General features: G+C 59.8%; 31 protein-coding genes. 21 read left to right on the forward strand and 10 right to left on the reverse strand.

The window, feature by feature from the left end; genetic code table 11:
* The first annotated feature begins 57 nt into the window (after window positions 1-57).
* The 10 genes from ACPPVR_RS08095 to ACPPVR_RS08140 all read left to right on the forward strand — a co-directional run bounded on the left by ACPPVR_RS08095 (window position 58) and on the right by ACPPVR_RS08140 (window position 9529).
* Window positions 58-1215 (forward strand): ABC transporter substrate-binding protein, encoded by a 1158-nt coding sequence (locus ACPPVR_RS08095; protein WP_426613706.1) that lies wholly within the window; start codon window positions 58-60, stop codon window positions 1213-1215.
* Window positions 1216-1284: 69 nt separating this feature from the next.
* Complete coding sequence (locus tag ACPPVR_RS08100; protein WP_426616050.1) at window positions 1285-2154, forward strand: branched-chain amino acid ABC transporter permease; 870 nt, start codon at window positions 1285-1287, stop codon at window positions 2152-2154.
* Window positions 2151-3137, forward strand: a complete 987-nt coding sequence (locus ACPPVR_RS08105; RefSeq protein ID WP_426613707.1) for a branched-chain amino acid ABC transporter permease — start codon at window positions 2151-2153, stop codon at window positions 3135-3137. Before ACPPVR_RS08100 ends, ACPPVR_RS08105 begins: the two co-directional genes overlap by 4 nt.
* Complete coding sequence (locus ACPPVR_RS08110) at window positions 3134-3895, forward strand: ABC transporter ATP-binding protein (RefSeq protein ID WP_426613708.1); 762 nt, start codon at window positions 3134-3136, stop codon at window positions 3893-3895. Before ACPPVR_RS08105 ends, ACPPVR_RS08110 begins: the two co-directional genes overlap by 4 nt.
* Window positions 3888-4595 (forward strand): ABC transporter ATP-binding protein, encoded by a 708-nt coding sequence (locus ACPPVR_RS08115; RefSeq protein ID WP_426613709.1) that lies wholly within the window; start codon window positions 3888-3890, stop codon window positions 4593-4595. Before ACPPVR_RS08110 ends, ACPPVR_RS08115 begins: the two co-directional genes overlap by 8 nt.
* A 35-nt stretch (window positions 4596-4630) precedes the next feature.
* Entirely contained in the window at window positions 4631-5524 is an 894-nt protein-coding gene (locus ACPPVR_RS08120; RefSeq protein WP_426613710.1) for an NAD(P)-dependent oxidoreductase, read from the forward strand.
* Between the two features lie 46 nt (window positions 5525-5570).
* Window positions 5571-6530: a Bug family tripartite tricarboxylate transporter substrate binding protein gene (locus ACPPVR_RS08125; protein WP_426613711.1), complete on the forward strand. Its 960-nt coding sequence runs from the start codon at window positions 5571-5573 to the stop codon at window positions 6528-6530.
* Window positions 6531-6539: 9 nt separating this feature from the next.
* Complete coding sequence (locus tag ACPPVR_RS08130; protein ID WP_426613712.1) at window positions 6540-7343, forward strand: N-acyl homoserine lactonase family protein; 804 nt, start codon at window positions 6540-6542, stop codon at window positions 7341-7343.
* Between the two features lie 78 nt (window positions 7344-7421).
* Complete coding sequence (locus ACPPVR_RS08135) at window positions 7422-8900, forward strand: aldehyde dehydrogenase (protein ID WP_426613713.1); 1479 nt, start codon at window positions 7422-7424, stop codon at window positions 8898-8900.
* 398 nt (window positions 8901-9298) lie between these two features.
* Window positions 9299-9529, forward strand: a complete 231-nt coding sequence (locus tag ACPPVR_RS08140; RefSeq protein WP_426613714.1) for a hypothetical protein — start codon at window positions 9299-9301, stop codon at window positions 9527-9529.
* 139 nt (window positions 9530-9668) lie between these two features.
* On the opposite strand, the gene ACPPVR_RS08145 is transcribed toward ACPPVR_RS08140, so the two are convergent.
* Complete coding sequence (locus ACPPVR_RS08145; RefSeq protein ID WP_426613715.1) at window positions 9669-9887, reverse strand: hypothetical protein; 219 nt, start codon at window positions 9885-9887, stop codon at window positions 9669-9671.
* Window positions 9888-10286: 399 nt separating this feature from the next.
* On the opposite strand from ACPPVR_RS08145, the gene ACPPVR_RS08150 reads away from it, so the two are divergent.
* Complete coding sequence (locus ACPPVR_RS08150) at window positions 10287-10523, forward strand: hypothetical protein (RefSeq protein ID WP_426613716.1); 237 nt, start codon at window positions 10287-10289, stop codon at window positions 10521-10523.
* On the forward strand, window positions 10520-10999 hold the full coding sequence (locus tag ACPPVR_RS08155) for a DUF3085 domain-containing protein (protein ID WP_426613717.1): 480 nt from the start codon (window positions 10520-10522) through the stop codon (window positions 10997-10999). The genes ACPPVR_RS08150 and ACPPVR_RS08155 overlap by 4 nt, the downstream gene beginning before the upstream one ends.
* A 57-nt stretch (window positions 11000-11056) precedes the next feature.
* On the opposite strand, the gene ACPPVR_RS08160 is transcribed toward ACPPVR_RS08155, so the two are convergent.
* The 3 genes from ACPPVR_RS08160 to ACPPVR_RS08170 form a co-directional block, all read right to left on the reverse strand.
* Window positions 11057-11344 carry a hypothetical protein gene (locus ACPPVR_RS08160; RefSeq protein WP_426613718.1) on the reverse strand — a complete coding sequence of 96 codons (288 nt, stop codon included), beginning with the start codon at window positions 11342-11344 and terminating at the stop codon, window positions 11057-11059.
* Between the two features lie 188 nt (window positions 11345-11532).
* Window positions 11533-11952, reverse strand: coding sequence for a CBS domain-containing protein (locus ACPPVR_RS08165; RefSeq protein WP_426616051.1), 420 nt, complete (start codon window positions 11950-11952; stop codon window positions 11533-11535).
* A gap of 235 nt (window positions 11953-12187) precedes the next feature.
* Window positions 12188-12658 (reverse strand): aminoacyl-tRNA deacylase, encoded by a 471-nt coding sequence (locus ACPPVR_RS08170; protein ID WP_426613719.1) that lies wholly within the window; start codon window positions 12656-12658, stop codon window positions 12188-12190.
* Between the two features lie 378 nt (window positions 12659-13036).
* On the opposite strand from ACPPVR_RS08170, the gene ACPPVR_RS08175 reads away from it, so the two are divergent.
* Complete coding sequence (locus ACPPVR_RS08175) at window positions 13037-15820, forward strand: UPF0182 family protein (RefSeq protein ID WP_426613720.1); 2784 nt, start codon at window positions 13037-13039, stop codon at window positions 15818-15820.
* A 461-nt stretch (window positions 15821-16281) separates the two neighbouring features.
* On the forward strand, window positions 16282-16779 hold the full coding sequence (locus ACPPVR_RS08180) for a hypothetical protein (RefSeq protein WP_426613721.1): 498 nt from the start codon (window positions 16282-16284) through the stop codon (window positions 16777-16779).
* An 858-nt stretch (window positions 16780-17637) separates the two neighbouring features.
* On the opposite strand, the gene ACPPVR_RS08185 is transcribed toward ACPPVR_RS08180, so the two are convergent.
* On the reverse strand, window positions 17638-18087 hold the full coding sequence (locus ACPPVR_RS08185; protein WP_231143430.1) for a universal stress protein: 450 nt from the start codon (window positions 18085-18087) through the stop codon (window positions 17638-17640).
* Window positions 18088-18463: 376 nt separating this feature from the next.
* The gene (locus ACPPVR_RS08190) at window positions 18464-18694 is read right to left on the reverse strand and encodes a cysteine rich repeat-containing protein (protein WP_426613722.1); all 231 of its coding nucleotides are present in this window, start codon (window positions 18692-18694) and stop codon (window positions 18464-18466) included.
* A 184-nt stretch (window positions 18695-18878) separates the two neighbouring features.
* Here ACPPVR_RS08190 and ACPPVR_RS08195 point away from each other — a divergent pair, with 184 nt between their 5' ends.
* A complete protein-coding gene (locus ACPPVR_RS08195) occupies window positions 18879-19067 on the forward strand; it encodes a hypothetical protein (RefSeq protein ID WP_244464034.1) in 189 nt (62 codons plus the stop codon).
* A 234-nt stretch (window positions 19068-19301) separates the two neighbouring features.
* On the forward strand, window positions 19302-19547 hold the full coding sequence (locus ACPPVR_RS08200; protein WP_426613723.1) for a PilZ domain-containing protein: 246 nt from the start codon (window positions 19302-19304) through the stop codon (window positions 19545-19547).
* 28 nt (window positions 19548-19575) lie between these two features.
* On the opposite strand, the gene ACPPVR_RS08205 is transcribed toward ACPPVR_RS08200, so the two are convergent.
* A complete protein-coding gene (locus ACPPVR_RS08205; RefSeq protein ID WP_426613724.1) occupies window positions 19576-19764 on the reverse strand; it encodes a hypothetical protein in 189 nt (62 codons plus the stop codon).
* A 591-nt stretch (window positions 19765-20355) separates the two neighbouring features.
* Between ACPPVR_RS08205 and ACPPVR_RS08210 the strand changes: the two genes are divergently transcribed.
* Entirely contained in the window at window positions 20356-20688 is a 333-nt protein-coding gene (locus tag ACPPVR_RS08210; protein WP_426613725.1) for a hypothetical protein, read from the forward strand.
* A 137-nt stretch (window positions 20689-20825) separates the two neighbouring features.
* Here the strand turns inward: ACPPVR_RS08210 and ACPPVR_RS08215 are convergent, their stop codons facing one another.
* The 3 genes from ACPPVR_RS08215 to ACPPVR_RS08225 form a co-directional block, all read right to left on the reverse strand.
* Window positions 20826-21089, reverse strand: coding sequence for a hypothetical protein (locus ACPPVR_RS08215; RefSeq protein ID WP_426613726.1), 264 nt, complete (start codon window positions 21087-21089; stop codon window positions 20826-20828).
* A 231-nt stretch (window positions 21090-21320) separates the two neighbouring features.
* The gene (locus ACPPVR_RS08220) at window positions 21321-21485 is read right to left on the reverse strand and encodes a hypothetical protein (protein WP_426613727.1); all 165 of its coding nucleotides are present in this window, start codon (window positions 21483-21485) and stop codon (window positions 21321-21323) included.
* A gap of 20 nt (window positions 21486-21505) precedes the next feature.
* Window positions 21506-21889, reverse strand: a complete 384-nt coding sequence (locus ACPPVR_RS08225; RefSeq protein ID WP_426613728.1) for a helix-turn-helix transcriptional regulator — start codon at window positions 21887-21889, stop codon at window positions 21506-21508.
* A gap of 610 nt (window positions 21890-22499) precedes the next feature.
* Here ACPPVR_RS08225 and ACPPVR_RS08230 point away from each other — a divergent pair.
* The 4 genes from ACPPVR_RS08230 to ACPPVR_RS08245 all read left to right on the forward strand — a co-directional run bounded on the left by ACPPVR_RS08230 (window position 22500) and on the right by ACPPVR_RS08245 (window position 24556).
* The gene (locus ACPPVR_RS08230; protein WP_426613729.1) at window positions 22500-23105 is read left to right on the forward strand and encodes a hypothetical protein; all 606 of its coding nucleotides are present in this window, start codon (window positions 22500-22502) and stop codon (window positions 23103-23105) included.
* Between the two features lie 117 nt (window positions 23106-23222).
* On the forward strand, window positions 23223-23426 hold the full coding sequence (locus ACPPVR_RS08235) for a hypothetical protein (protein WP_426613730.1): 204 nt from the start codon (window positions 23223-23225) through the stop codon (window positions 23424-23426).
* Between the two features lie 175 nt (window positions 23427-23601).
* Window positions 23602-23835: a hypothetical protein gene (locus ACPPVR_RS08240; RefSeq protein WP_426613731.1), complete on the forward strand. Its 234-nt coding sequence runs from the start codon at window positions 23602-23604 to the stop codon at window positions 23833-23835.
* A gap of 73 nt (window positions 23836-23908) precedes the next feature.
* The gene (locus ACPPVR_RS08245; protein ID WP_426613732.1) at window positions 23909-24556 is read left to right on the forward strand and encodes a hypothetical protein; all 648 of its coding nucleotides are present in this window, start codon (window positions 23909-23911) and stop codon (window positions 24554-24556) included.
* The last annotated feature ends 29 nt before the right edge of the window (window positions 24557-24585 follow it).

Genomic DNA, 24585 nt, shown 5'->3' on the forward strand with positions numbered 1-24585 from the left:
CGAGCCTCAAAAGAAACGAGCAAGGCAGACAATAGCAACATCTGGGGAGAGATTGGAATGAAGCGTTTTGAGTTGGTTGCCGTGCTGGCGGCGTCCGTCGTCTGTTCCGCCGCGAAGGCCGATGACAGTGTCACGATCGGCGTGCATGCCAGCTTTTCCGGTGCAGGCGCCGCGTTCGCGGAAGGTATGCTCGCCGCAACCGATTTTGCCGCCGAAGACGTCAACAAGGACGGCGGCCTCGAGGTTGGCGGCAAGCGCTACAAGATCCTGATCAAGCAATATGACGACCGCTATCGCGCTGCGGACGCGGTCACGGCCATGGATCGCCTCATGATCCAGGACGGAATCCATTTCGTGGTCGGTCCCATGGGCTCGGCGGCGGCGGTGGCGACGAAGGACCAGACCACCTCCGGGAAAGTCATCACCATGACGCTGGCCTTCACGCCGCGGGCGCTCGGGGCCGATGCGCCGTTCGCCTATCGGCCGGTGATCACGACTGGCGAATTTTCCGACCCGCAGGTCGCCTGGCTGATGAAGAGCACCTCGGCAAAGCAGGTCGTATCGCTGCTTCCCAACGATGAGACCGGGCAGCAGATTGGCGTCGCGAACTTCAACTCCTACGCCAAGGCCGGCGCCAAGCTACAGGTCGAGTATTTCGAGCGTGAGCGCGTCGACTTCGTGCCTGTCCTCACTCGCATCCTCATGAAGGCCGATGGCCTCGAGCTCGGTGGCAACTCCCCGACCACCGCAGGGCTGATCCTGAAGCAGGCGCGCGAACTCGGTTACCGCGGTCCGGTTTTCGTCACCGGCGGCGATGTTTCGGCCGAGATGCTCAAGGTTGCGGGCAAGGACGCGGCTGAAGGCACCTATGTCCACCTGCCCATTGATGCCGGTCTGCCGGATACGGCGGCCTACGTTGCCCGCTTCAAGGCCAAGTATGGGCCGAACATGAACGGCTTCAGCCCATTCTTCTATGCCGGCCTGCAGATGCTGTTCACCGCCATGAAGAAGGCAGGAACTGTGGACGACACCACGAAGATCGCAACGACGCTCGACGGATTGTCGGACGTGCCGACCGCGATGGGCAAGGCGGGTTGGACCGGCGAGCAGAAATACGGAATCAAGCACCAGATCAATCTTCCTTTCTATGTCGGGCAGATCAAGGATGGCGTGGTGGCGAAAGTCGCGACCTGCGATGCCAACGCCTGCAAATAAGCGGCAGCCGAAGCAGGCGAGGCGTCTCTGGCGCCTCGCTGATACAATTGGAGTCGTCATTCCGTGAACATGGACATCATTTTAGCCCAGACGGTCGTCAATGGCCTTATGGTCGGCATGATCTACGTGCTGATGGCCATCGGCTTCACGATGGTGTTCGGAATCATGCGCATCGTCAATTTTGCGCATGGTGAGTTCTACATGATCGGCGCATTCCTGTTCGCTATTCTCTATGGCAACAACGATATGCCGTTCGCCGTCAGCGCTCTGCTCGCGATCGGCGCAACGGCCTTGCTCGGGCTGCTGATGGAGCGGGTGGTGTTCCGCCGATTTCGCGGCAACGAGCTGAACGGAATGATCGCGTCCGTCGGCGTCGCGCTGATTTTGCAGAACAGCGCTTTGCTGCTGTGGGGATCTTCCGCCCGCACCGTGCCGCCCGTCGTCTCCGGCATTTTATCCGTCGGCGGCATCGTTTTCCCGTGGTCACGCCTGGTCGTCATCATTGGGGCGATCGTTGCCGTCGTGTCGCTCAATCTCTTGATCGGGTATACCCGAATTGGCCGCGCCATGCGGGCGGTGGCCCAGGACGCCGAGATTGCCCAGGTGCAGGGCATTCGCGTCGACGTGATCTTCCCCGCCGCCTTCGTCCTGGGCGTGAGCCTCGCGGCATTCGCCGGCGTCCTCATGGCGCCGGTGCTGTCGGTCTCGCCCTTCATCGGTCTAGCGCCGACGTTGAAGGCTTTCGTGATCGTCGTCATTGGCGGCCTTGGCAGTGTTCCGGGCGCGGTTGTCGGTGGACTGCTCATCGGCCTGATCGAGAGCTTCGCCGGCACCTTCGTCAGCGCGTCCTTGTCCGAGATTCTCCAATTCCTGGTCGTGATCGGCGTCGTGTTGCTGCGCCCGCAAGGCTTGCTCGGCCGAAAGGAGCGTGAGGCGTGAAGTCTCCAACCACCAAGCCCGCACACTATGTCGGGATCGCCGCGGCAATTGGTGTTTCCGCGTTGTTGCCCTGGTTCGCGCCGAACCAGTTCTACATTCACCTGGCGACGGTCGGCTGCATCAATCTCATGCTCGTGCTCGGCCTCGCCATCATTGCCCGGGCGGGGCAGCTATCCATGGGCCATGGCGGCTTTGCGCTGGTCGGCGGATATGTCTCGGCCTTGCTGTCGATGAAGGGCTGGCCACCGCTGCTGACCCTGTTCATCGCAGGGCTGGTCGCGGCCGTCATCGCCGCAGCCCTTGGCTGGATCATCTTGCGTCTGCGCGGCGTGTATTTCGTGCTGGTGGCCTTTGCGTTCAGTCAGATTGCAGTGCTGCTCGCACTGGACATGAGCTCCATCACGGGCGGTGCGAACGGGCTCGTCGGCGTGCCTTCGATTTCGATCTTCGGCTATGTCCTTCGCGCCAAGCCGCAATTCTATCCTTTCGCGCTCGGCTGCGCGTTGACGACGCTGCTTCTGACCTGGTTGCTCTATCGGTCGCCTCTGGGGACAATGATGGCGGCCACGGCCGAGAATCAGCGCCTCACCGAGTCCAGCGGCATCGATACCCATCGTGTCCAGGTGATCGCCTTCACGATCGGATCCGGCATCGCCGGCTTTGCCGGAGCGTTGTCGACGCACTATCTCCGATTCATTTCTCCGGACTCATATACGTTCTGGGAGTCCGTGTCGTACCTGACCATGCTCGTCGTCGGCGGACGTGATGGCGTGCTGGGGCCGGTCGTCGGCGTTCTCGTCCTCACGCCCTTGCCGGAGCTGCTGCGATCCACCGAAGGCCTCCAGCACATCATCTATGGGACAGTGCTGGTGCTCTGCCTGATGTTCGTGCCGAACGGCCTGGCGAGCCTTGTCCAGATCTGGCGTACGCGCCAACTCGTTGCAACAACCCGCGCAACGCTCGTGGCGGAGGAAGTGCCATGAGCATGCTGCAAGTCGACAGCCTGAAGCGTTCCTTTGGCGGCCTTGTTGCCGTCCGAGACGTCACCTTTGATGTCAACGAAGGCGATTTTCTCGGCCTGATTGGTCCGAACGGCGCAGGCAAGACCACGTTGTTCAACGTGATCTCCGGTGTACTTCGACCCTCGGCGGGAACGGTCCGGTTCAGGGGCCGCGATATCTCGGGGCAGCCCGCCAACCAAACGGTGCGCCAGGGGCTTTCGCGAACCTTCCAGGCAGCAACCATCTACCCCGAGGCGACGGTCATTGAAAACGTGTCGCGCGGCACGCTGGGCTCGGACTTGACCGGCTTGTGGGGCGGGTTTCTCTCGAACAAATGGCGGGTGGCGGCGGAAGAGAAAGCGCTGCATGTGCTCGACCTGCTCGGGTTGACGCGCCGCGTGGGCCTGAAGGCGCGCGAACTGTCCTATGGCGAGCAGCGACGCCTGGGCGTCGCGATCGCGCTCGCCAGCGAACCCCGGTTGCTGATGCTTGATGAGCCGGTGGCCGGGCTCAATCCCGAGGAGGCGGCCGAGCTCGCCTCGGTGCTGCGTCGGGTCAAGGCCGAGCGCGGCGTCACGATGGTGATGGTCGAGCACCACATGCGCACCGTGATGGGCCTGTGCAATCGTGTCGTGGTGCTGGACCATGGCACGCTGATCGCGCAAGGAACGCCTGCGGAAGTCGTGTCGAACCCGGTCGTGATCGAAGCATATCTCGGCAAGGAAGCGGTCCATGCTTGATGTTCGCGGGATCAGCGTCGCCTACGGCCCCCTCACGGCGGTCCGTAATCTGAGCCTGTCTGTCGCCGATGGCACGATCGTCTCTCTCATCGGCTCGAACGGAGCCGGCAAGACCACCACGATGAAGGCAATTATCGGCCTCAAACCGGTGAGCGGCGGGGAGATCTATTTCGACGGCGAGCGCATCGATGGCGTTTCCGCCCCGCAGCGGGTCGGGCGCGGCATTGCGCTCTCGCCTGAAGGGCGGCGCGTATTCCCGCAGATGAGCGTCCTCGACAATCTCCTGGTCGGTGGCTACTCGCAGCGCGACAAGGCGCAGCAGAAGAAGACATTAGATCAAATCTACGGATACTTCCCCCGCCTCGTGGAGCGGCGGAGCCAGATGGCGGGTTCGTTGTCGGGCGGCGAGCAGCAGATGGTCGCCATCGGCCGCGCCCTCATGGCAAAGCCCCGCCTGCTGCTTCTGGATGAACCCTCGCTCGGGCTGGCTCCGATCATCGTCGACGAGATCGCGCGCATCATCGCCGAGATCAACCGTGATATCGGTGTGTCGATCATCCTGGTCGAGCAGAATGCAAAGCTTGCGCTGAACCTCTGCCATAAGGCTTTTGTGCTGGAAACCGGCGCGGTCGCGCTGAGCGGGAAGGGCCAGGAGCTGCTGGCCAGCGACTATGTGCGGCGGGCCTATCTCGGCATCTAAATGTTTTCTCTGTCTGGAAATTCCGGAGCTTTGACATGACTGGCACTTCGACCTTCGGCTTCATCGGTTTGGGCGTCATGGGTGAACCCATGTGCCGGCACCTCGTGCAGAAGACGAAGCAGAAGGTGTTGATCCACGACCTCAATGCCGAGCCCGTGGCGCGGCTGGTTCAGGCGGGGGCCATCGATGCTGGCTCGGTTGCCGCGGTGGCCAAGGCCGACACCGTCTTCATTTCGATGCCGAGCGGTGAGCATTTGAAGAAGATCTGCGAAATGCCGGGCGGGCTTCTCGAATCTGCACGCGCCGGTCAGACCATCGTCGACCTGTCCACGAGCCCGCTCAAATTGACGCGCGAGTTGGCCGGAGTCTTTGCCGCGAAGGGAGCCGACTATGCCGATGCGCCGGTCGCCCGGACGCGCGCGGCGGCTGAGGCGGGGACACTGGCGATTTCCGTCGGCGCGACGCCGGACGTGTTTTCGCGGATCGAGCCGCTGCTGCGATGCTTCGCGTCCGACGTGACCCATTGCGGCGATATCGGAACCGGCCAGATCGTGAAAATCCTGAACAACATGGTCGTGGTGGGGACCGTGACGGCGCTTTGCGAAGCCGCTGCGATCGCGAACGCGGCGGGCATGTCGACCCAGACCTTGTTTGATGCTCTCTCCAAGGGCTCCGCGGACAGCTTTGCGCTGCGCAATCACGGATTCAAGGCGGTTGCAGCGCGCGAGTTTCCCGAGCGGGTGTTCTCGACCGACTACATGCACAAGGACGTGTCCTATGCGCTGGACATGGCAAAGGATGCAGGCATCGAGGCCAGAGAAGCGGCACTTGGCGCCAGTCTTCTGACGGAAGCGTCCCGGGCCGGCTTTGGGGCGAATTACTGGCCGGTCATCGTGAGGATCATCGAAGGCAGCTCGAAGAAGTCATGATCCACGCGTGAAGGCCAAATTGCAAAAATAGCGATGGGAGGGTTCTGTGCGAGTGTTGTTGTTGGCGATCGCGCTGCTGCTGTCACATGGGAATTTGGCGGCAGCAGCTGAAACCTATCCCTCACAACGGATTACCGTCATCGCCCCGTTTGCTCCCGGGAGCGGGACCGATGGCGTGGCGCGCATCGTGTTTCAGCGGCTGTCGGAGCTGCTGAAGGCGACGATCATCATCGACAACCGCGTCGGCGCGAACGGCGCGCTGGGAGCGACGGCCGCCGCGCGTTCTGCGCCCGACGGCTACACATTGCTGGTTGGCGGAACGTCCACGCACGCCGCGAACCCCAGCCTGCTGAAATCGATCCAGTATGACCCCATCACGGACTTCGTTCCGATTTCGCAATTCGGCGTGTTTCCTTACTTTCTGATTGTTGATCCCGCACTCCCCGTCAAGAACGTGGCTGATCTCGTGGCCCTCGCGAAAACCAAGCCCGGCACGCTGACGTTCGGATATGCCAATGCACTCGGCCAATTGTCCGGTGAGGCGTTCAAGCGGCGGGCGGGGATCGACATTGCCGCCGTGCCCTACCGGAACAGCCCGCAGGTCGTCACCGACATCATCGCCCAGCGCGTCTCGATGACCTTCATGGACATGGCCCCCGCGGTCTCCCAGGTCGAGGCTGGTTCGGCCCGCGCGCTTGCGACCACGAATCCGGACCGCGCGTCCCTCTTCCCGCAGATCCCGACCATGAAGGAGGGAGGCGTCGCGTTCATCAATATCTCCGCATGGTCCGGCTTGTTTGCTCCCAAGGACACGCCGCCGGAGATCGTCGCGAAGCTCTCGGAGGGTGTGCGCGAGGTGCTGGCGGAGCCCGAGATCAAAAACCGTCTCGGCGATATCGGCTTCGAGATTCAGTGGATGGCACCGACCGATTTCGCCAGGCACGTCAAGGACGACATCGAATTGTGGGCCACGACAACGAAGGAAGCTGGCATCGAACGCCAGTGAAGGATCGATATGTCCGAGTATGAAATCTATGCAATCCGATACGCCAGGAAGGACCAGCGCCGCGCATCGGAGAATTTCATCGACAACAGCGATGTACCCGATACGCCGATGCCACTGGATTTCTTCGTCTGGGCGCTGGTTGGTCAGGACTGCACAGTAATCGTCGATACCGGCTTCGACGAGAAGGCGGGCAGGCCGCGGAATTATGCCGTCACACGGCCGGTCGCCGATGGCCTCAAGCAGATCGGTGTCAACCCCGATAAAGTCAAGGACGTCATCCTGACCCACATGCATTGGGATCACGCTGGCAACCACGACCTGTTTCCGCAAGCGCGCTACCACGTGCAGGAACGCGAGATGCATTTCTGCACCGGCCGCTGCATGTGCGACGCCGAGCAGAAGAAGGCCTACAACGCTGAAGACGTCAGCCATATCGTTAGGCGGAATTTCGAAGGGCGCGTGACCCTTCATGATCCCAACTCCGATTTTGACGACGGAATATCCCTGCACTGGCTGGGCGGCCATACCGCGGGACTTCAGGTCGTGAGGGTGAAAACGCGCCGCGGCCACGTGGTGCTGGCCTCGGACGCGTCGCACTATTACGCCAACATTCTCCAGCGCCGGCCGTTCCCGGTGTTGTTCGACACGAAGCAGATGCTGAATGGCTTTGCGGTCATCCGGAAACTGGCCGACAGCCCGTCGCACATCATTCCGGGGCACGACCGGCAAGTGCTCTCGCTGTTTCCCGCTGCCCGCGAAGGGATCGACGGGATTGCGCGATTGGACGCTGATCCCCGCGGAAGCCCCGCCTAAGCACCAACCGAAGGCCGGCGCGGGATGCGCCGTCCGGACCAAATACACCACATTCGCCAGTTGCGGAGATGATCGACCATGTCGAAGAAGTACGGAATTGCCATTGCCAACGAGACGGTGACCGCGCCAAACCAAGAATGGTTTGCGGCCATAAACCCCTACAGCCGCGAGGAATGGGCCTTGGTGCCGCAGGCAACGCCGGCGCAGGTCGCTGATGCGATCGCGGCGGCGAGGCGAGCCTATGAAACCGTCTGGAGCAAAACCACCGGTCTTGGCCGCGCAAATTTGCTGAACCGGCTCGCCGATCTGATCGATGCCCAGGCCGAGCGCATCGCCATCATGGAGAGCACCGACAACGGAAAGATCATCCGGGAGACGCACGGGCAGATGCACTTTGCCGCCCGCGCCTACCGGTTCTTCGCGGGCTGCGCCGACAAGATTTTTGGCGATACGATTCCGCTGGACCAGCGCGATGTGTTTGACTTCACGCGTCGGGAGCCGATCGGCGTCGCCGTTCTCATCACCGCCTGGAATTCGCCGATGGGCCTGCTTGCTAACAAGCTGGCCCCGGCACTCGCGGCGGGCAATTGCGTCGTCATCAAGCCGTCCGAGCATGCATCGGTGACGACGCTGGAATTCGCCGAACTGGTCCGCGAGGCAGGTTTTCCGGCAGGTATCGTCAACGTCGTAACCGGCGATTACAGGACAGGGCAGGCGCTGCTCACGAGCGACCGGATCGATCGCGTGAGTTTCACAGGAAGCCCGAATGTCGGTCGTCAGATCGCGGCGGAGGCGGGCCGCACGCTCGTGCCCGTGACATTGGAGTTGGGCGGCAAATCTCCCAATATCATCTTCGAGGACGCCGACCTCGACAAGGCGACTGTCGGAGCTCTCGCCGGCATTTTTGGCGCGACAGGGCAGACATGTATTGCTGGTTCGCGGCTTCTTGTTCAACGCTCGGTTCACGATGAAATCGCCAGGCGCCTCGTCGATCGCGCGGGCAAGATCCGCTTGGGGAACCCCCTGGAGAAGACGACGGATATGGGCACGGTGGCGAACGAGCCTCAGTTCGACCGTATCCTGAAATGCATTTCTGACGCCAAGGGGGAAGGCGCCGTTCTCGCTTGCGGGGGAAAGCCCGCGTCCGGAGACGCTCTCGGGAAGGGTCTCTTCATCGAGCCGACCATCTTTACCGGCGTGAACAACAAGATGGCGATCGCCCAGGAGGAGGTGTTCGGACCCGTGCTGTCCATCATTCCCTTCGACACCGAGGAAGAAGCGATCAGCATCGCCAACGACACCAAATACGGATTGGCGTCCGGGGTCTGGACGACGAACCTGTCGCGCGCTTTGCGAGTCTCTCGTGCGGTTCATGCCGGAACTGTCTGGGTCAACACCTACCGCGCCTCGAGCGCGATGGCCCCATTCGGCGGGTTCAAGGACTCTGGATTCGGCAAGGAGCGCGGCGTCGCGGCGCTGGACGAATTCCTGCAGACCAAGAACGTGATGATCGACTTCTCGAACGAAGAGCGTGATCCGTTTGCTCTTAGACTGTGAGAGAAATCTGAGGCTTCAAATAGGCTGTCGATGACGTAACGAATCCAATTCGTGCTGACTGGGCGAATACATCGGTCAGACGAAAGATAAGGTTTGGTCGCGGGCGGGCAGTTAGCAACTGACTGGCCCAATATGAAAATGGACCGAACTGATAAACTTTGGTCGCTAAGGGAGTCAGTTAGCCAACTGATAAGGTTCGCACAGCCAGGAGGCGAGATAGCCAGACAAGGGGCCGTGGCTGCGGCCGATTAGCTGGCGCAAGAGTGGCTGCCAATCCTGCGCCCGGTGGGCAACGTACGCCATCAGCTCGTGCGCCGTTCTCGGCAACTCGGGTTGCGGCTGCCTTGCGAAGCCAATGCACTCACTTGTCGATGACGCCGGCTTCGACGTGGGCGTTCTTGAAAGCGTTGCCCAGCGACTCATTGATGTACGGCATACCGTCTCGACTGCAGATGAATGGCTCCTTGCTGGTGGAGCTGGCGGCGATTCGGATGGGCATTCCTGCCGCCATCAAGTTTGCGCCGATGTCAGCTAACAGCCAGCCAGCTGCGGATTTGGCCAAGGAGAAGAGATATCTGTCCGAAGCCATCGCTCAGGAAGATCGGCGGATTACGTCCTTGGATCTTTAATGCGGATAGGGAAACTGCTTCCTGATTGACGATGTCGTCGTGAGCGCGTGCACCTTCTCGCACCTAAGCGGCGCGCGGCGAACTTGAACTCATTTACATCTGTTCGCCGGGAGGCCAGCACCCTTCCCGCCGGCTGCAGCTACAGCAAGCCACGCTTGTGCTGGGTGATGATTATAACGCGAATGATGCAGTCCGATATTGACTCGCCGGACCGGCGTATCTTGTGCAGCCGTTGCCACGTTTCCTCATCGATCACTAGCTGCCATTTGCCGCTTGATAGGCGCTGTCCGGTATCGTCGGACGGGAACTCGGCCGCAATCAGAGCGCGGCACTCGTCGGTAATTTCAATATCCGGCATTGTTGGTAGTTCTCGCTGACGGCGTCGGGTCGCGCGTAGCCCTCGCCCGATCCGGAGAAATCAGCCAGTTAAATCGCAGTAACAACCGACCTGGCCGGATCCAATGCTGGTCATCCTGACATTGACGCGGGGCGCGGCATCTGGACGCAGTCGCCGCTGGGCGCCGCGGCGGCGCCAATGGACGACCTGCTGAATATTGAGAGGCGCTGCGCAGACAATGAAGATCATTCAGTGACTTAGGTTCTCACTCCCGCAGCCATGACGCGGAGTGTGCCGGGCTCTCGCCGTCGCAAGACATTACCGATACTTCACAACCTTGACGCGATTTAACAAGGCATACGTGGACGGCGCGGATAAACCACGAGTCGCGGGGATGTCCTCTAAAAACGAGATAACGCCGTGAAGTTTGACGAGCAGGAAAGCACAGCGCTGACGGATGCCGGCTTTACCGTCGCCGACAACCGCAAGGCGGCTTACGTCGAAACCGTCGTGGTGATTGCCGCACACGACGACGAAACCTATTGGTTGACGTTCTCCCTGCCGAATGATGCTCGGATCGTGTGCGTTGTGCCACGCGACCAGATCGCCGCCGCGATCACGGAGACCTACGCAGCTCGTCGGAGCCAACTTCAATGAAGCTGACGTTTCCTCATGCAAGACTGCAAATGCTCTGGAATGAGGCCATCTTGCAATGGCCGGTTTCGGTGCGCGCCATGAAGGGCCGATATTTACCCGGTTTCTGGCTTGTCGGTAGCCAAGGCATCTATCTCGTGCGTAACGGCGTCAAGCCTCGCGGCAGCGTGGTTGTAGCCTACGCAAACGAATGCGACCCCCTCAAGGTGCCGGTCCAAAGTTGGTTAGCCATCAAGCGCGCTATCTTCGGCGACAGCGACGGCCTGGAATTTGTCGAGGTGGTAATGATCGGAACTGCTGTCGATGCTGGCGCTGACATCGAGGTGACGTTCGAACATGACACGATGACCGTGACTGTCGTAGAAAAAGGTAGGGCGAGTGTAAGACTGCAGTCGTTGCGCGACCGAGACAATATGATGCTGCGTAAGGAGGGGAGTCTATGGACACTTGGGTCCCCGTGTTCGCAACTCGCCCTTTGATCGATTGCTAAACCATCGCGTAGCACCCTCGTGTGACGAGAAGTATCGCTGTCTAGGTCAACGCCAGCAACCGCTTGCCAGAAAGGAGCGGCTCATACTCGACCAGATGGGGCTCGAACTGAGAAGGGCACTGGAGAAACCAGAAGCGGCCTCGATCGCTCGCACGTGCCCCCAGGCCTGTTCCGCCAGGAAGGCGAGCGACGAGGCATCGTGATTGGCAAGGTCCTCGACATTGGTGTAGCCGAACAGAAGCTCGGCAAAGCTCCGAGGAGCCCTGCCTGGCTGCACGCTTCCCGCTGCATCGCGGATCAGGGTTGAACGGGCCTTATCGTCACGCCAAGCCATAGTGTCCTCCAATTGCCGCGCCGTCCGACCGCGGTCTTACGTTCACACCGGCGCAAAGTGGAGCACGTCGGGCCGCCGCTCTCGCGCCGCGCGATGGTTCCCTGTTAAACGCATGGCTCGGGCTCAGCTCAACGTCGGATCGAGCGGCGATCGTGAGAGGAGCCTGGCCGTATTTCCCTGGCCGAATTTCAGTGATGCGCCGAAACACTCCTGACGGTCTCGGTCAGCACATCACCTGACGCGGAATGGCTGACGTCACCCAGACTGATCATGCCGACCATCCGCTTGCTCTTGTTGATCACCGGCAGCCTGCGGACCTGCAGCTTCTCCATATGACGCATCGCCTTTGCGAGGTCATCGTCCTCCCGGCAGCAATGGATGCCTTCAGTCATCACATCGTGCGCCGTCGCGCGGCCGGCATCGAAGTTGTGGCTTGCGAGCCCTTTGCAGACGATGTCGCGGTCGGTCACCATCCCGACCAGCTTGTCGTCCGCGCCAACCGGAATGCAGCCGATGTCATGCGCCCGCATCAATTTGGCGAGCTCGGTGATAGGGGTGTCGGGGCTGACCCAGTCGACACCCTTGTGCATCACGTCTTTGACTTTCATGGCGAGCCTCCGTTCCTGGGTTTCAGGTGCATTGATGCAATGCAGCAGCGCCCCCATTTTCTGAACTGTACAACCGATCGGGTGCGGGGTCGCAGGAGAAAGCATCACTCCTTGGCGATCCGACCAGACAAACGCCAACGCTGTCGCCGTCACCTTCCCCAACAATTTAACAGCGACTTCGCGTCCAGGGTTCCCCGCCCAGGATCGCAAAGGCAATGGGCGGTGCGCAAAATCCTCAGTCGTGCGCGCTAAAGCGCCCGTGCGGTGCGTTGGCCGTCAGGCGCGCAAACTGCGCGTGACCCATATGAAGCAGCGTCTCATGATCGCCGGCCTCCATATAGATGTCCGGCTGTGCCTCGATGCTGTCGTCGACGATGATATCCAACCCGTAGCATTTGCCGACGGCAGGAACTGCACCATGTGCACAGTCGCTGAACAGCCGATTGATCTCGGGTTCATCGGCCATGTGGACATTGTCGCCGAGACTTGTCCTTAGGTCCGACAGGCGGAGGTGATGCGATGCGGGCAAGATGGCCAGCATGTATTCGCCGTCGCGCCGCAACACGATGCCCTTGGCGAGGCGATCGCCCGAGATATGGCATGCCTCAGCCGTTCGCGCGGACGTCATGATGAGCTCGTGCGGGATCACCTCGTATTGGATGTTTTCAGCGGCTAGGTATTTCTGGAGCGTGGGAGCAATGGCCATGACATCACCTCCGGTGCAAAATGCAAACCATCCACCGTGAGATCCTCCCTGCAGACTCTCGCCATACGATGGGCGGCTGCCTGACTATAGACCCAACATAGGTCTTCCATCCGCAATTATATACGGGTTCGCAATTTTATTCAGGTAGTGCGCCAAGTTGCGCTATTTCGCGATACTATACGGTCCGGCTCCGCTGCGAGAGCGCCCTGTCGCCTGACGACTGACTGGCAGCGCGGCTGCATCAGCCGACCTCGCCACTTTGCGCTGTTCCGCGATCCCGGCGATGCAGGTTCGAGCACCCGTGTCCTCGCCTCGAGGCGCTAATCCCGACCGCGAAATCGAGCGGCGGGCTTCTCCCATTTCCGCTATAATGAAATCATGACGATCGGGATTACCGGACCCGGACGCAAGGTGCCAAGGCAAAATGCCGTGGTCGGGTTCATCGTTGCGGCCGTCGTCAGTGGGACTTGCCTCATCCTGCTCGGGCTCGCGAGCGACCTCCTGGTCGACTGGTTGTGGTTTTCCTCGATCGGTTATCTGCAGGTTTTTTGGACAACATTCGGCGCCGAAGCCGTCGTCTTTCTTGCAGTCTGGACAGGAACCACCGTCATCCTTTGGTTGAACGGATGGCTCGCACTTCGCTTTGCCCGACAGCGGTCGACGCAGCTTGTCGCCGCTCCGGCGTGGAGCGCCGCGGGCAACGCGCCGCCGGATCTGCTTGCGCTTGTGCGCGATCGACTGCCGTGGCCCCGGTTGATCGCAGGCGGTGCAGCGTTGCTCGCTCTTCTTGTTGCATCTGCCGAAGTCGGCAACTGGGGCGTCTTCCTGCGATTTGTCTATCAGGTACCCCACGGCGCAGACGATCCGCTCTACAACAAGGACATCGGCTTCTACCTCTTCTCACTGCCCGCCTATATCCTCATCAAGAACTGGATGATGCTCGCGCTCGTTCTGAACGGGCTTTTCGCCGCGGCGATCTACTGGGTGCACGGCGACATCGAATACGACGTTCACCGCCGATCGATATCGCCAACAGCGATCGCTCATGGTTCGGCTCTCCTTGGCTTTCTCTTCGCGGTAAAAGCCTGGTCCTATGTTCTCGACCGCTATCTGCTGCTCTACGGCGACAATAGCGTCGTCGTCGGTGCAAGTTACACCGATGTGCATGTGGGGCTGCCGGTGTTGTGGCTGATGATCGCACTTTCGATCATCGCGGCGCTTGCCGCCTGGGCGAACATCCGGGTTCGCACCTACCGGCTTCCGGCCGTGGCGATCGTGCTCGTCGGCGTCGGCACGTTCGTGCTGTCCGGCGTCGTCCCTGGGCTATTCCGGCAGTTCTTCGTCAAACCAAGCGAGTTGGAGCTGGAGAAGCCCTACATTGAACGCAACATCGCGCTGACCCGGCAGGCATACGATCTCGATCAGATCGCAGCCAAGCCGTTTACCGCCGAGCAGAAGCTTACCCCCGAGGTGCTCGAAGCCAACAAGGCGACAGTTGAGAATATCAGGCTGTGGGACTGGCTGCCGCTGTCGGATACCTACGCGCAACTCCAGGAAATCCGCACCTACTACAAATTCCATGACCTCGACGTTGATCGTTACTGGCTCGATGGCTCCTACCAGAGCGTGATGCTCTCGGCCCGCGAACTGCGGTCCTCCCTGCTGCCGCCGAACGCCCAGACTTGGGTCAATCGCCACGTGCTGTTCACCCACGGCAATGGCGCGGTGATGAGTCCGGTCACACGCAAGAGTGCCGAGGGACTGCCGCTGTTCTATCTGCGGAATATTCCTCCCGTCGCAGACGTCGGTCCCAAGATCGACGAGCCGCGCATCTATTTCGGCGAGCAGACCGACGACTACGTCATCGTCAAGGGCAGCACGCCGGAGTTCGATTATCCGAAGGGGAAAGAGAACGCCTATGCGGCCTATGGCGGCGCCGGCGGCATCCCGATCGGGGGAATGGCCACGAGAATGCTGTTTGCTTACTATTTCAGCGACCCGAACCTGGTTCTTTCAGACTACATGACGATCGATAGTCGGATCATGATCCGGCGCAATATCCAAGAGCGGGTGAGCACGATCGCTCCGTTCCTCAGGCTCGATCATGATCCTTATCTGGTTGTCAGCAGTGGGCGCATGTTCTGGATGCAGGACGCCTACACGACGAGCTCCTATTTCCCGTATGCAGAGCCCGCACCGGGTCTCGATCTCAACTACATTCGCAATTCGGTGAAGGTTGTCGTTGATGCGTATAACGGGACTGTCGACTTCTACCTGATTGATTCCGGCGACGCGATTGCGGCGACCTATCAGCGCATCTTTCCGAGCTTGTTCAAGCCGTTCACGACGATGCCGCCGGACTTGCGGAAGCACATTCGCTATCCGGAAGACCTGTTCCTGATTCAGGCCCGACTGTACCAAGCCTACCACATGGAGGCGGCCGACGTTTTCTACAACCGCGAGGATCTCTGGCAATTCCCGCGTCAGCCGGGCGGTGACGGCACCTCGGTGATGACCCCCTATTACATCATCATGCGGTTGCCCGGCGAACCGCAGGCCGAGTTCTTCCTCATGCTTCCCATGGTGCCGAGCCGCCGTGACAACATGATCGCGTGGCTCGCCGCGCGCTGCGACGCGCCCGACTACGGCAAGCTGATTGTCTACGAGTTTCCCAAGGACAAGCTCGTCTACGGGCCGTTCCAGATCGAGGCGCGCATCAATCAGACGACCGAGATCTCGCAACAGCTCACGCTATGGAACCAAATGGGCTCGCGGGTGATCCGCGGCGCCAATTTGCTTGTGATCCCGATCGACAACTCGATTCTTTATGTATCGCCACTGTATCTGCGGGCGGAGCACGGACACCTGCCGGAGCTGAAGCGCGTGATCGCAGCTTATGGTGAGCGCGTCGTGATGAAGGAAACGCTCGCTGAGGCGTTGTCGGCCCTGTTCACGGAATCCGGTTCTGCGCCTGTCGCCTCGAGCAGGACGGAGGAGACGCCTCTGGCAAGCCCCACGGCAAATCAGTCCAGGGAGGCGCTTGATCGCTATAACCAGGCAGTGGAGCGATTGAAGGCAGGGGATTGGAAAGGCTTCGGCACGCAATTCGATGCGATGCGCGAACTCCTGGAGGACATGAACCGACGCCCCGTCGGCCAATAACGCCCCGCGCTATCCGCATCCTTAGGTCCCTCTCTGGCCGAAGCCTGGAAACTATGCCGCTAAGAATTACAGCGTGATTTCAATAGTATAAGAGTTCGCAGTTTTATTCTGACTGGCGCGCCATAAAATCAATGATTTACAAAAGTTGGAGTGCATTCGTCGAATCTGCGACGAATAAGCGTCTGCGCACGAAGATGGACGCCGCCGCTCTCACGCGTATCAATCAACCATTCGATGGTGAAGTCGCCGACGGGCTATCCCATCCAGTCGCCGTATCTCTCGATTGCCAACAGACAGGCAGAGCAGTCTACGACCATTCTTTTACAGACATCGCTTTGATTTCACTGGCTAAACTGCTTGCGGGTCCCAGGTTCGAGCCCTGGTGCGCCCACCATTTGCAAAATCAGGCACTTGCGGCTGGTTGTGGGTCGACATGGTAGCTCAATTCACCCCCCACCAGGTTGACGCGCGTCGGCTTCACGCCCCGATATTTTGATACCGGGTTTACGCTGCTGGTCCGCAAGGACAGCACGATAAAGGCGCTCAAGGATGCGGATAAGGCCGAGATCACCATCGGAACGTTGACGGTTCCCGAGCAGATCGATTCTATGAAACGATTTGTACCGCAGGCAAAAATTGCGAGCTTTGACAGCGTCGACCAGCAATTCCTGGCGCTGCGGTCGGGGCGAGTGCAGGCGATTGGCGTCGATCTGCCGATTGGCATGTGGTATGCGGCCCAAAACCCGGAACTCGCTGTTGTGCCGGAGCTCTTTAGCGGCTTTCAGAATTACGGCATCGCCTACAAGCTCGGCGAGTTGACGTGGAAACAGTTCCTCGATGGATTCGTGTCCGAGTTGACCAGCGGTTACTCGTACAATGAATACGAGAAGATCTACGTCAAGTTCTTCAAGGTGGGTCCGCCGCCGCAGCGAGCCTACAAGCTTGAGATGAAGTTCTAAAGGGGTCAGCGAGTGCTGCGGGATCGATCCCGCAGCAGTGCCCTGTTTCGCCACCCCGTCAACCCCTCCCCCCATAAATATTCAGATTTACCGAAATTCGGAAGCGGCGTATGTATCGCCCATCCCGGCTCACCCAAGAGGGGCGATCTTGTGTCGTCACGTTTCGCGAGCCGGGCTTGCGGTGGACGCGGCAGCGTTGGGTGCGAGAGGTGCGGGCAGGGCGGGTAGTCCCTGTGAGCCCGAAGCTTCGTGCCGACGAGCGGCGCTGTTAGGTTCGTCTCGCCAGCATTCTTTCGGCAACGTCGACAACGCCGGAGGATAATGCTGCGAACAAGCGGGCCGTGCGTACGGCAAAACCGTGTGGTCCTTTCCGCCAGCGATTTTTTCGACCTTTTGGAGGCGGCGTAAGTATTGGAAAGTAAGCGCATATTTCGGTTGTTGCCCGGCTAACGAACGGCCCGCCCGAACCTGCCGGGCCCTATTAGGCCCTAGTTTCACATCCTGCCGTTTGGGCGCGAACTGGGGCTGCGCCCGGCGGCCCGGCTGATTGCGCCGACCTCGCCGCCTGAAATCCCGGCTTTGGCCTGCACCGAAAATATTGAAATTTGATCTATGTCATTTGGGCTCGGCAACCCTCGTGCAAGCTTGGGTGCGCTGGGGATTTCAGCGCCTAGCCATGGAAATACCAACACCGCCGAGCGATCATAGTCCGCTCCCGGCGGTGTTGTGCCTTTCGCCACACGTCACGGCGAGCGCCAGCGTCACGCTGGCGCGGCTTGCGCGGTTTCCTGTAGCCCGGCGCTCCCGGCGCGCTGTGCAGGCTTCTTGCGACCTCGACGCTGACCGGCCTCACTGAACTCAACGCACGATTAGGGTGGGCACTTTGCTGTACGCGAGGACTTCATTGGCTTGGCTGCCGAGTACCAAACGCCCTAAACCGCGACGCCCATGAGAGGCCATCACGATAAGATCGCAACCCTGCTTCTCAGCCGTTGCGATTATCCCCTCGGCGGGAGCGCTTTCTGGTACGTGAACGAGTTCGAAGTTGACGCCAACCGCCTTTGCTTGCTCGTCGGCTTCGTTCAGAATTCTTTGGGCCCACGCCGCTGCCGAGCCTTGGTAGCTTTCAATCGGATTGGCCTTGGTGAGCCTCGCTTCGTGCGCGATCTCCAAGGCCGACCACATGGGGGTCACGGTCACAACAACTACGGGGACTTTGAGTTCTTTCGCCAATTTGAGGCCATGCGCCACAGCGCGGTTCGCCAACTCCGATCCGTCCGTCGCAATCAGGATTTTCTTGTAGATCATTGGGGTCCTCCCGTTGTTTCCTTATTGAGTTCAACCTAACGACGAACCAATCCCGGGGCGCTTTATTTCGGGACGCACTCCACGTTGAAGGCAATAATGATCTGCGCTGGGTCGGCCTTACCAAGGCTCTTCAAGTCTTCCAAACCACTTCTCAGCTTGGTTCCTGCCTCCTTCAAGCTGCCCTCGAGTTAGAATTCCTGGAACACCACGGTTGGGAGCAGCCTCCATTCCGCTCTGTCGTTTGTAGCGGCTGGACTAACTGAGTAGGAGAAGAAGTACATCAGGACCCACATCGGCATGCTCCACTTGTGACGCGATGGCAGTGCCGGGACGGGGCCTCCCTCCCTTGTTTAGACGCGGATCGCCTTGGCCTCCGTTATTCCGTTGACTTAAGTGCGGCCGAGCACGCGGGCGACAATTCGGCAACTCGCGCCTTGAGGCAGCGTATGATGCGATGGCCACCGGGCCGAAGTGCTTTGCACAAGCGCTCCACATCGCTTTTGCATTCTCGTGCAATCTTAACGGGGTCGGTCAACCGGTTTTTGGCGAATGCATCTTGACCAGACAACGCGATTGCAATGCCGAACAAGGGGCTGAGCCAGTTCATCTAACTCTCTTCTACAAAGCTGTTCACGTGCCTGAGCCCGAGGGCACAACGTTGACCTAGATCAAACCATTGATGTCGGTGACGTTCTTCCAAACGGAGAGGGCCGCCGGGTGAGTGTCCGGCTGAGCTTGTTCTTTAATTCCCAGGATTTTGATCTATTTCGCCAAATGCGTGAGGGATGCAGATGTCGGACAATCCCATCGACGTGATCGAAGCCGCCATTCGCTCCGCATTCACCAGTTACCCAAAGGAGGACGACCCGGATTGGAGAAGTCCGCACTGGATCAAGCCCGAAGAGTGCACTCACTTGGCACAGGGCATACTGCTGGAATTGCAGGCAAAGGGATTTGAAATCGTGAAGAGGCAGACCTGATAGATCAGCGGAAGCCCGCGCAATTGGTCATTTGATGGCCGAAGTTTACAGCGGCGGTTTGGCGTACTTCTCGGCGGCTTGCCGTGGCACCACGCGCGCGCACGTTTGGAAAGATTTGAACCTCGCACAATTTTAGAAAGTTATGGTCCCTTACTTTTAAATCTAAATCGTCGCGCTAGTCTGCGCCGATCATCGCGTTAGTTTTTTGATCCAATGACTTTTGGAGTTGGTCCGATGATTGAGCGGCGAGCATTGGCGCGCATTGAAATCAACCAACCCGCGATGATTCACTTTGACGGAATTGACAGCGTTTATGGCTGCGTGGTGAAGGACGTGAACGATCAGGGGGCGAAGTTTCACTGCCCGTTCTACGTGTTTTCTCGCGATTTCGATCTGTCGCTGGATGGCTTCAAGACGACGAGGCGTTGCCATGTAGTGTGGCGGCACGGGACTACGTGCGGCGTCAGATTTGTCTTTTGATACCGCACTCCAATTGTTTGCAGGTAAATCACGCACCGAGCCAGACGTGGAGCACCCCCTCACGGAAGCCGCCAACGAAGTGGTCCGATACATCGGGCGGCATGATGCGGCAAACGTCGTCGAACGATCCGCTGACCACGGTGGCAATCTCATGTGCGGTCGCGACCTTGGCCCAACGCCGGCCTGCGTCCAATCCGCGCTGACGTTCCCGATCCACGCCCATACCTCCCCCAAATGAAATCTGCGGCGCGTGGGCTCAGGCCCGACCGCTACGTGTGTGCACGATTATCATGAGCTTTTCTGCCGTCGCCTTCGCCAGCACGGCGCCCGTGGTGCGATCAAGCTCCTTGGCGATCAGCGAGAGCGGCATGGTGCCCGCCAGCAATTTGAGCTTTTCGACCTCTTGCTCGGTCCAACTTACTTTCCAGCGCGCCCTGGGTCCCGATTCATCCTTTGCAAAAAGCGGCCAATTCGCCCGCACACACTATGGTCGAAATCTCGCTTCGCAACACCGGTTCCTGTGTATCCATCAGCGACAATGGCTTTTCCGTTGTTGATACGCCGAATGGCACAAACTGCACTTGCTGACGACGGCTAGTTACCTCAGCGTTTCACCGCCCTCGCCCCTGACGGATGTCCTACCTCCATAGATCTCTCTGACGGCGGGCGAGGTAGCGGCTCCGGCGCCTTTCCAGCCCCCAGCCCCGGCGCCGGGGCCGACGTTTGCCCCGTGTTCCTACGCTCAAAAGTGGGCCATCATCAGCTATGGTTCGCGGCCTAGTTTCCTTCAGGACGGCAATGTTGGAAGATGGCGCAGGAATTTCCGGACGACATAGGTCTGACCAAGTCGCGGCGAAGGGCGCTGGAAGCCGCCGCGCGAGGCGAAGTCACGCATGACCCCCACGTGTTCTCGTTCGGCTTTGTGAATCGTGCGAGCCGCAGCTCACAGTCGGTGTGGTGGCTTTGGCGCGCCGGGCTGATCGAGTATGGACGGAAAATCGATGACCACACGGTGATGATGGAGCCGACAGCCCATGGATGGGCGGCGCTTGGACATACGATGTGCTCGCCGCCGAGGATGCTGAACGACGCGCGCCACAACGAAGCGCACACCAGAAAAAGGCCGTCAGGGGATGCATAACCAACCACTGACGGCCCTTGCTGGTCGCCGTGCGAGCACGGCTGGTACACCAGCGCATCAGCGCTTCTGATCGAGGCGCGAACATAATCGCGCGGCGGTTTTTTCATGGTTGTCCACCGGAGCCGATGCGATCCGCCTTATCCTGCTTGGTTGCCCGCGATCCGCCGGCGCAGATCCAGCCAGCGGTCGATAACGACGCCGAAATCGTCGCGATAGCGCCATGTGAGCCGGCATCTTGCCACCGTCAGAAAGTCGTCGAACGTGATGTAAAAATCGATCGGTAGCAGGCCGAGCCGGTCTGAGTGGACGACGGCGCCGGTTCGGCTGACATCGTAAGCAATGATCTGCAAATCCTGGCGGCCATCAAAAAAGAGCAGCCCTTCGGTAGGATGCTTGTTCATGTGCAGTCCTCGGTACGTTGGCCGCGCTGGCTTTTGGTACGTAACGGAAGCGCATGGTTTAATGAGACGCACCATACGCCATAGGACTGGCCTGAATATTCGGAACCCGATTTAGAGTTAAGTGGACAATTTTACAAAACATTTGCTTATGACAAGGCTGGCCGGCTTTGAACTCAGCGCGCGGGCGCGTTTTATTTCCCGTCTTCGTCGTGCTCGTCAGCGCCGCGCGCGTCACATCGACGATGGATCGACCTTCGCGCGGCCAGCGACGACATAGATGCTCGCGATGGATTTCTCGAACGCCGAATCGCCCGGATCGTCTTCCTTCGCGGGAGGGTAAGGTGAGAAATCGAGATGCACGCTGCAATAGTCAGCGCAGCTGCTGGAAATCTTCAAGGACGGTCATCGGTTCGCGCTCAAGCTCGGCGGCGCATGTCCGGTTTGCCCCCAACAGCAATCGCACGCGCGCGCCGTCCTTTGCCCCGAGCCCGATGCGGATCGAATTCATCAACGGCGTTCTGCCAAGCCACGATCTCGTCTTCATACCAGACGCGCCGGTTCGGGCTGATGTAAGTGCACTTCGGAAACCGACCTGCCTGTTCCATCCTGTAAAGCGTGGTGCGGCTCAGCGGAACGATGTCCAGAAGTTGTTTCTCGTTGAGCATGCGTCGAGGCCGGGAATTGTCCGGTGTGCCATACTCGGTTTCGACTTCCGGGTCTGCGATCATCGTGAACTTACCCCAAACTTCGGCCGCGCCGTTCTTCACCTCGGCATCATTTGAAAAAGCATGGATACGCACACGATATAGCACGGCAGAGAGTGGTGATCGACCAATTTTTGGGGCTAAGAAAAAAATAGCGATTCAAAAAAGCACTGTGCTGCAAGCAGTTCTTGAATTGCGCAGAAAAAAATAGCGCGCGCTGCTCTCAGATTTTCTCTTGCGCATGTTCCTAAATATCTAGGTGCCTGAAGGCACCTCCGCGCCTCGACAGGCAAGCGGCGAAGATACTCCGTTTTGATCGCGCGGGTACCGTCCATTGTATCCGCAGCGTCCCTCATCGCCTCGGCGGCACAGTGGCCGAGCCGGACACGGCTATGGGCGTGATCTATGAAGCTCTACCCGGCCGATCGCGTTGCAATTGGTGATCGGGTTTACGGCGCATCTGCCTGCGCTGTGACGCATTCATGCTAATCCTGCGCGAGACATCGACGTGGTGATCGCCTTGATGGCGACGAGCAGGCATGGCCAGCGTGCAGCCGGTGCGAATCGCGCTTCTCTGGAACCACGCGCTAAGAGCTAACACAAGCTTATTTTGCGATAGTTGATGTCTATACAGCACGTATAATAACGGCCGGCCAGGGCGGCTCTAAACGCCCTGACCGACCTAACTAAGCCACGGGGTAGAGCCATGGCTAAGTCTAACAGCACATCTACCACAGTCGTTTGGATCTGGCTGCATGAGGCCCTGGCACTTGCAACCAAAGCCTGTGGGTCGGAGGTGTTGGCGAAAGAACGGCTGACGGAATGGATGGCTAGCGGTCGGCTGCCATGGGACTGCACGTCATTTGAGGGACCGAACGCGGATGACATAGCAAGGCTGCGGGAGGAAGAGAAGGAATCGGAGGTCGGTTACCTTCTTCCTTCGGCTGCATACCACAACGGTGACCCTGCATTCTGGCGCGCGAGTCTAAACATCTGGTGGGATGAGAATAAGAACGGGGCGCGCGAGAAATCAATGTTTGGCGCGAAAGCCCTAGGGATCAGGGTGCCGTCCCCCCATCTGCGGGCGCTGCTGCCAGGAGCGCCAGACGAAAACAAGAAAGTAGGCTCGCAAAAGGGCCGCGTTCTGTCGGTGCTGAAAAAGCTTTATCCGCCCGACGGCAAGGTGCCCGACGACATCCCGACCGAGGTTGTGCGAGGGCAGGTCGCCGGCGAACTGTCGGACGACAGCAAGAAGCGGGAGATCGCGACTCCCTCCTGGGACACAGTCAGTCGCGCGCTTGGTCGCAGCTAATATTTCCGTCCGCAGCATCCGCACGATCCGCATTGCGGAACGTGCGGAGTGCAAACTTACATTAGGTGCTGTCTCCTGCGCATTGAGCCTGTTGATGCTCGTTGCGGAGAAGATGCAATGACCACGCCCACCGACAACCATTTCAAGCTCCCATCAGCATTGGAGCTCGATCGGATCATCAGCATGCAGGAAGCCGAAGAGGTTTCCAGCCTCTCGGCAGACTCGTGGAAACGTCACCACCACGACAAGCTGGTCGAGCTGAGCCCGCGCCGTCTTGGCGTGCGGCTGCGCGACGCGCTGATGCTCCGCAAGCCCCGCTAAACGAAAACGCCCCCGGAGCTGAGGCCGCCGGGGCGCTTCTGTGTTGGCCTCGTCTCCTGGGAATGAACGCAGGTGGCCTGACCGCCAAGTCGAAAGCCACCTGCAATCTCGGCAAATACCGACCCCCCGAGAGGTAACAACAAGCGGGCCGGAGCGCGCCCGGAGGCGCAGGTAGATGAGTATCATCTATGCGAAGAAGGCAGGGGCTGCAAGCCTCTGCGGCACGATCGGCAACGCGATCCTCGACCGGACGATCGGCGAATTGATTTTCGGTCTGGATATGGCGGCCGGCCGCATCCCCCCGGACGATCTCGGCGGCGCGAACGAGGCGCATGTCGCGATCAACGCCGCCGTTCAGTTCCTCAACGAACTGCAGGGATGCCTGCACGAGTTGCGCGGGGCGGCCTAGACGACTTGACGGCGGCACCGTGACGAGCGGTGCCGCCGTATTTTTTAGTGAGCAAGGAAGAGGAGAAAAGACAATGGCCGACAACGTAAACAACGCTGACGCTGGCACTGCCATGCAGGCCTACACACTCGTTGATGATGGTTGGAACAGCCCCATCGACGACGATGGTGCCGGTCGTCAGATCCAGGGCACGCTGCTGCGCTTTGACGACAAACAGTGGTTTGCCGGCAAGGAAAAGGCGGCGATCCCCAATGGCAGCCGCTACATCGCTTTGGGTATCAAGACAGGCTGGAAGCGGTGGGAAAACGGCAAGGTCGTCGACTTCGTGAGGGAGATCGATGGCCACTATCCCAAGCGTCACGAGCTCGGCTACACCGACGAGAGCAAGTGGGAATGCGGTCCCGACGACAAGCCCACCGACCCGTTGCAGAACTCGCGAGAGGTGCTGCTCATCGACCCGCACACGTGTACGGCATACACCTTCTGCACGGCCTCGGCCGGTGGACGCAGCGCGGTGGACGATCTCAAGAACGCCGTACGCATCGCCCGCCGTCTTCGCCCCGGCGTCGTGCCGTTGGTGTCGCTGGAATGGCGGGTCATGCCGACAGACTACGGCATGAAGTCCAAGCCGTATTTCAAGATCGTGGACTGGAGCATTCCCGGCGCGGAGGTGATCGCCATCGCGCACGATAGCGGCGGGGTGAACGATCCCATCCGCTAACCAAGGTTGCGAAGGCGAGGCTTCGGCCT

It is taken from the genome of Bradyrhizobium sp. McL0616, from assembly GCF_049993385.1.
Classification (GTDB): domain Bacteria; phylum Pseudomonadota; class Alphaproteobacteria; order Rhizobiales; family Xanthobacteraceae; genus Bradyrhizobium.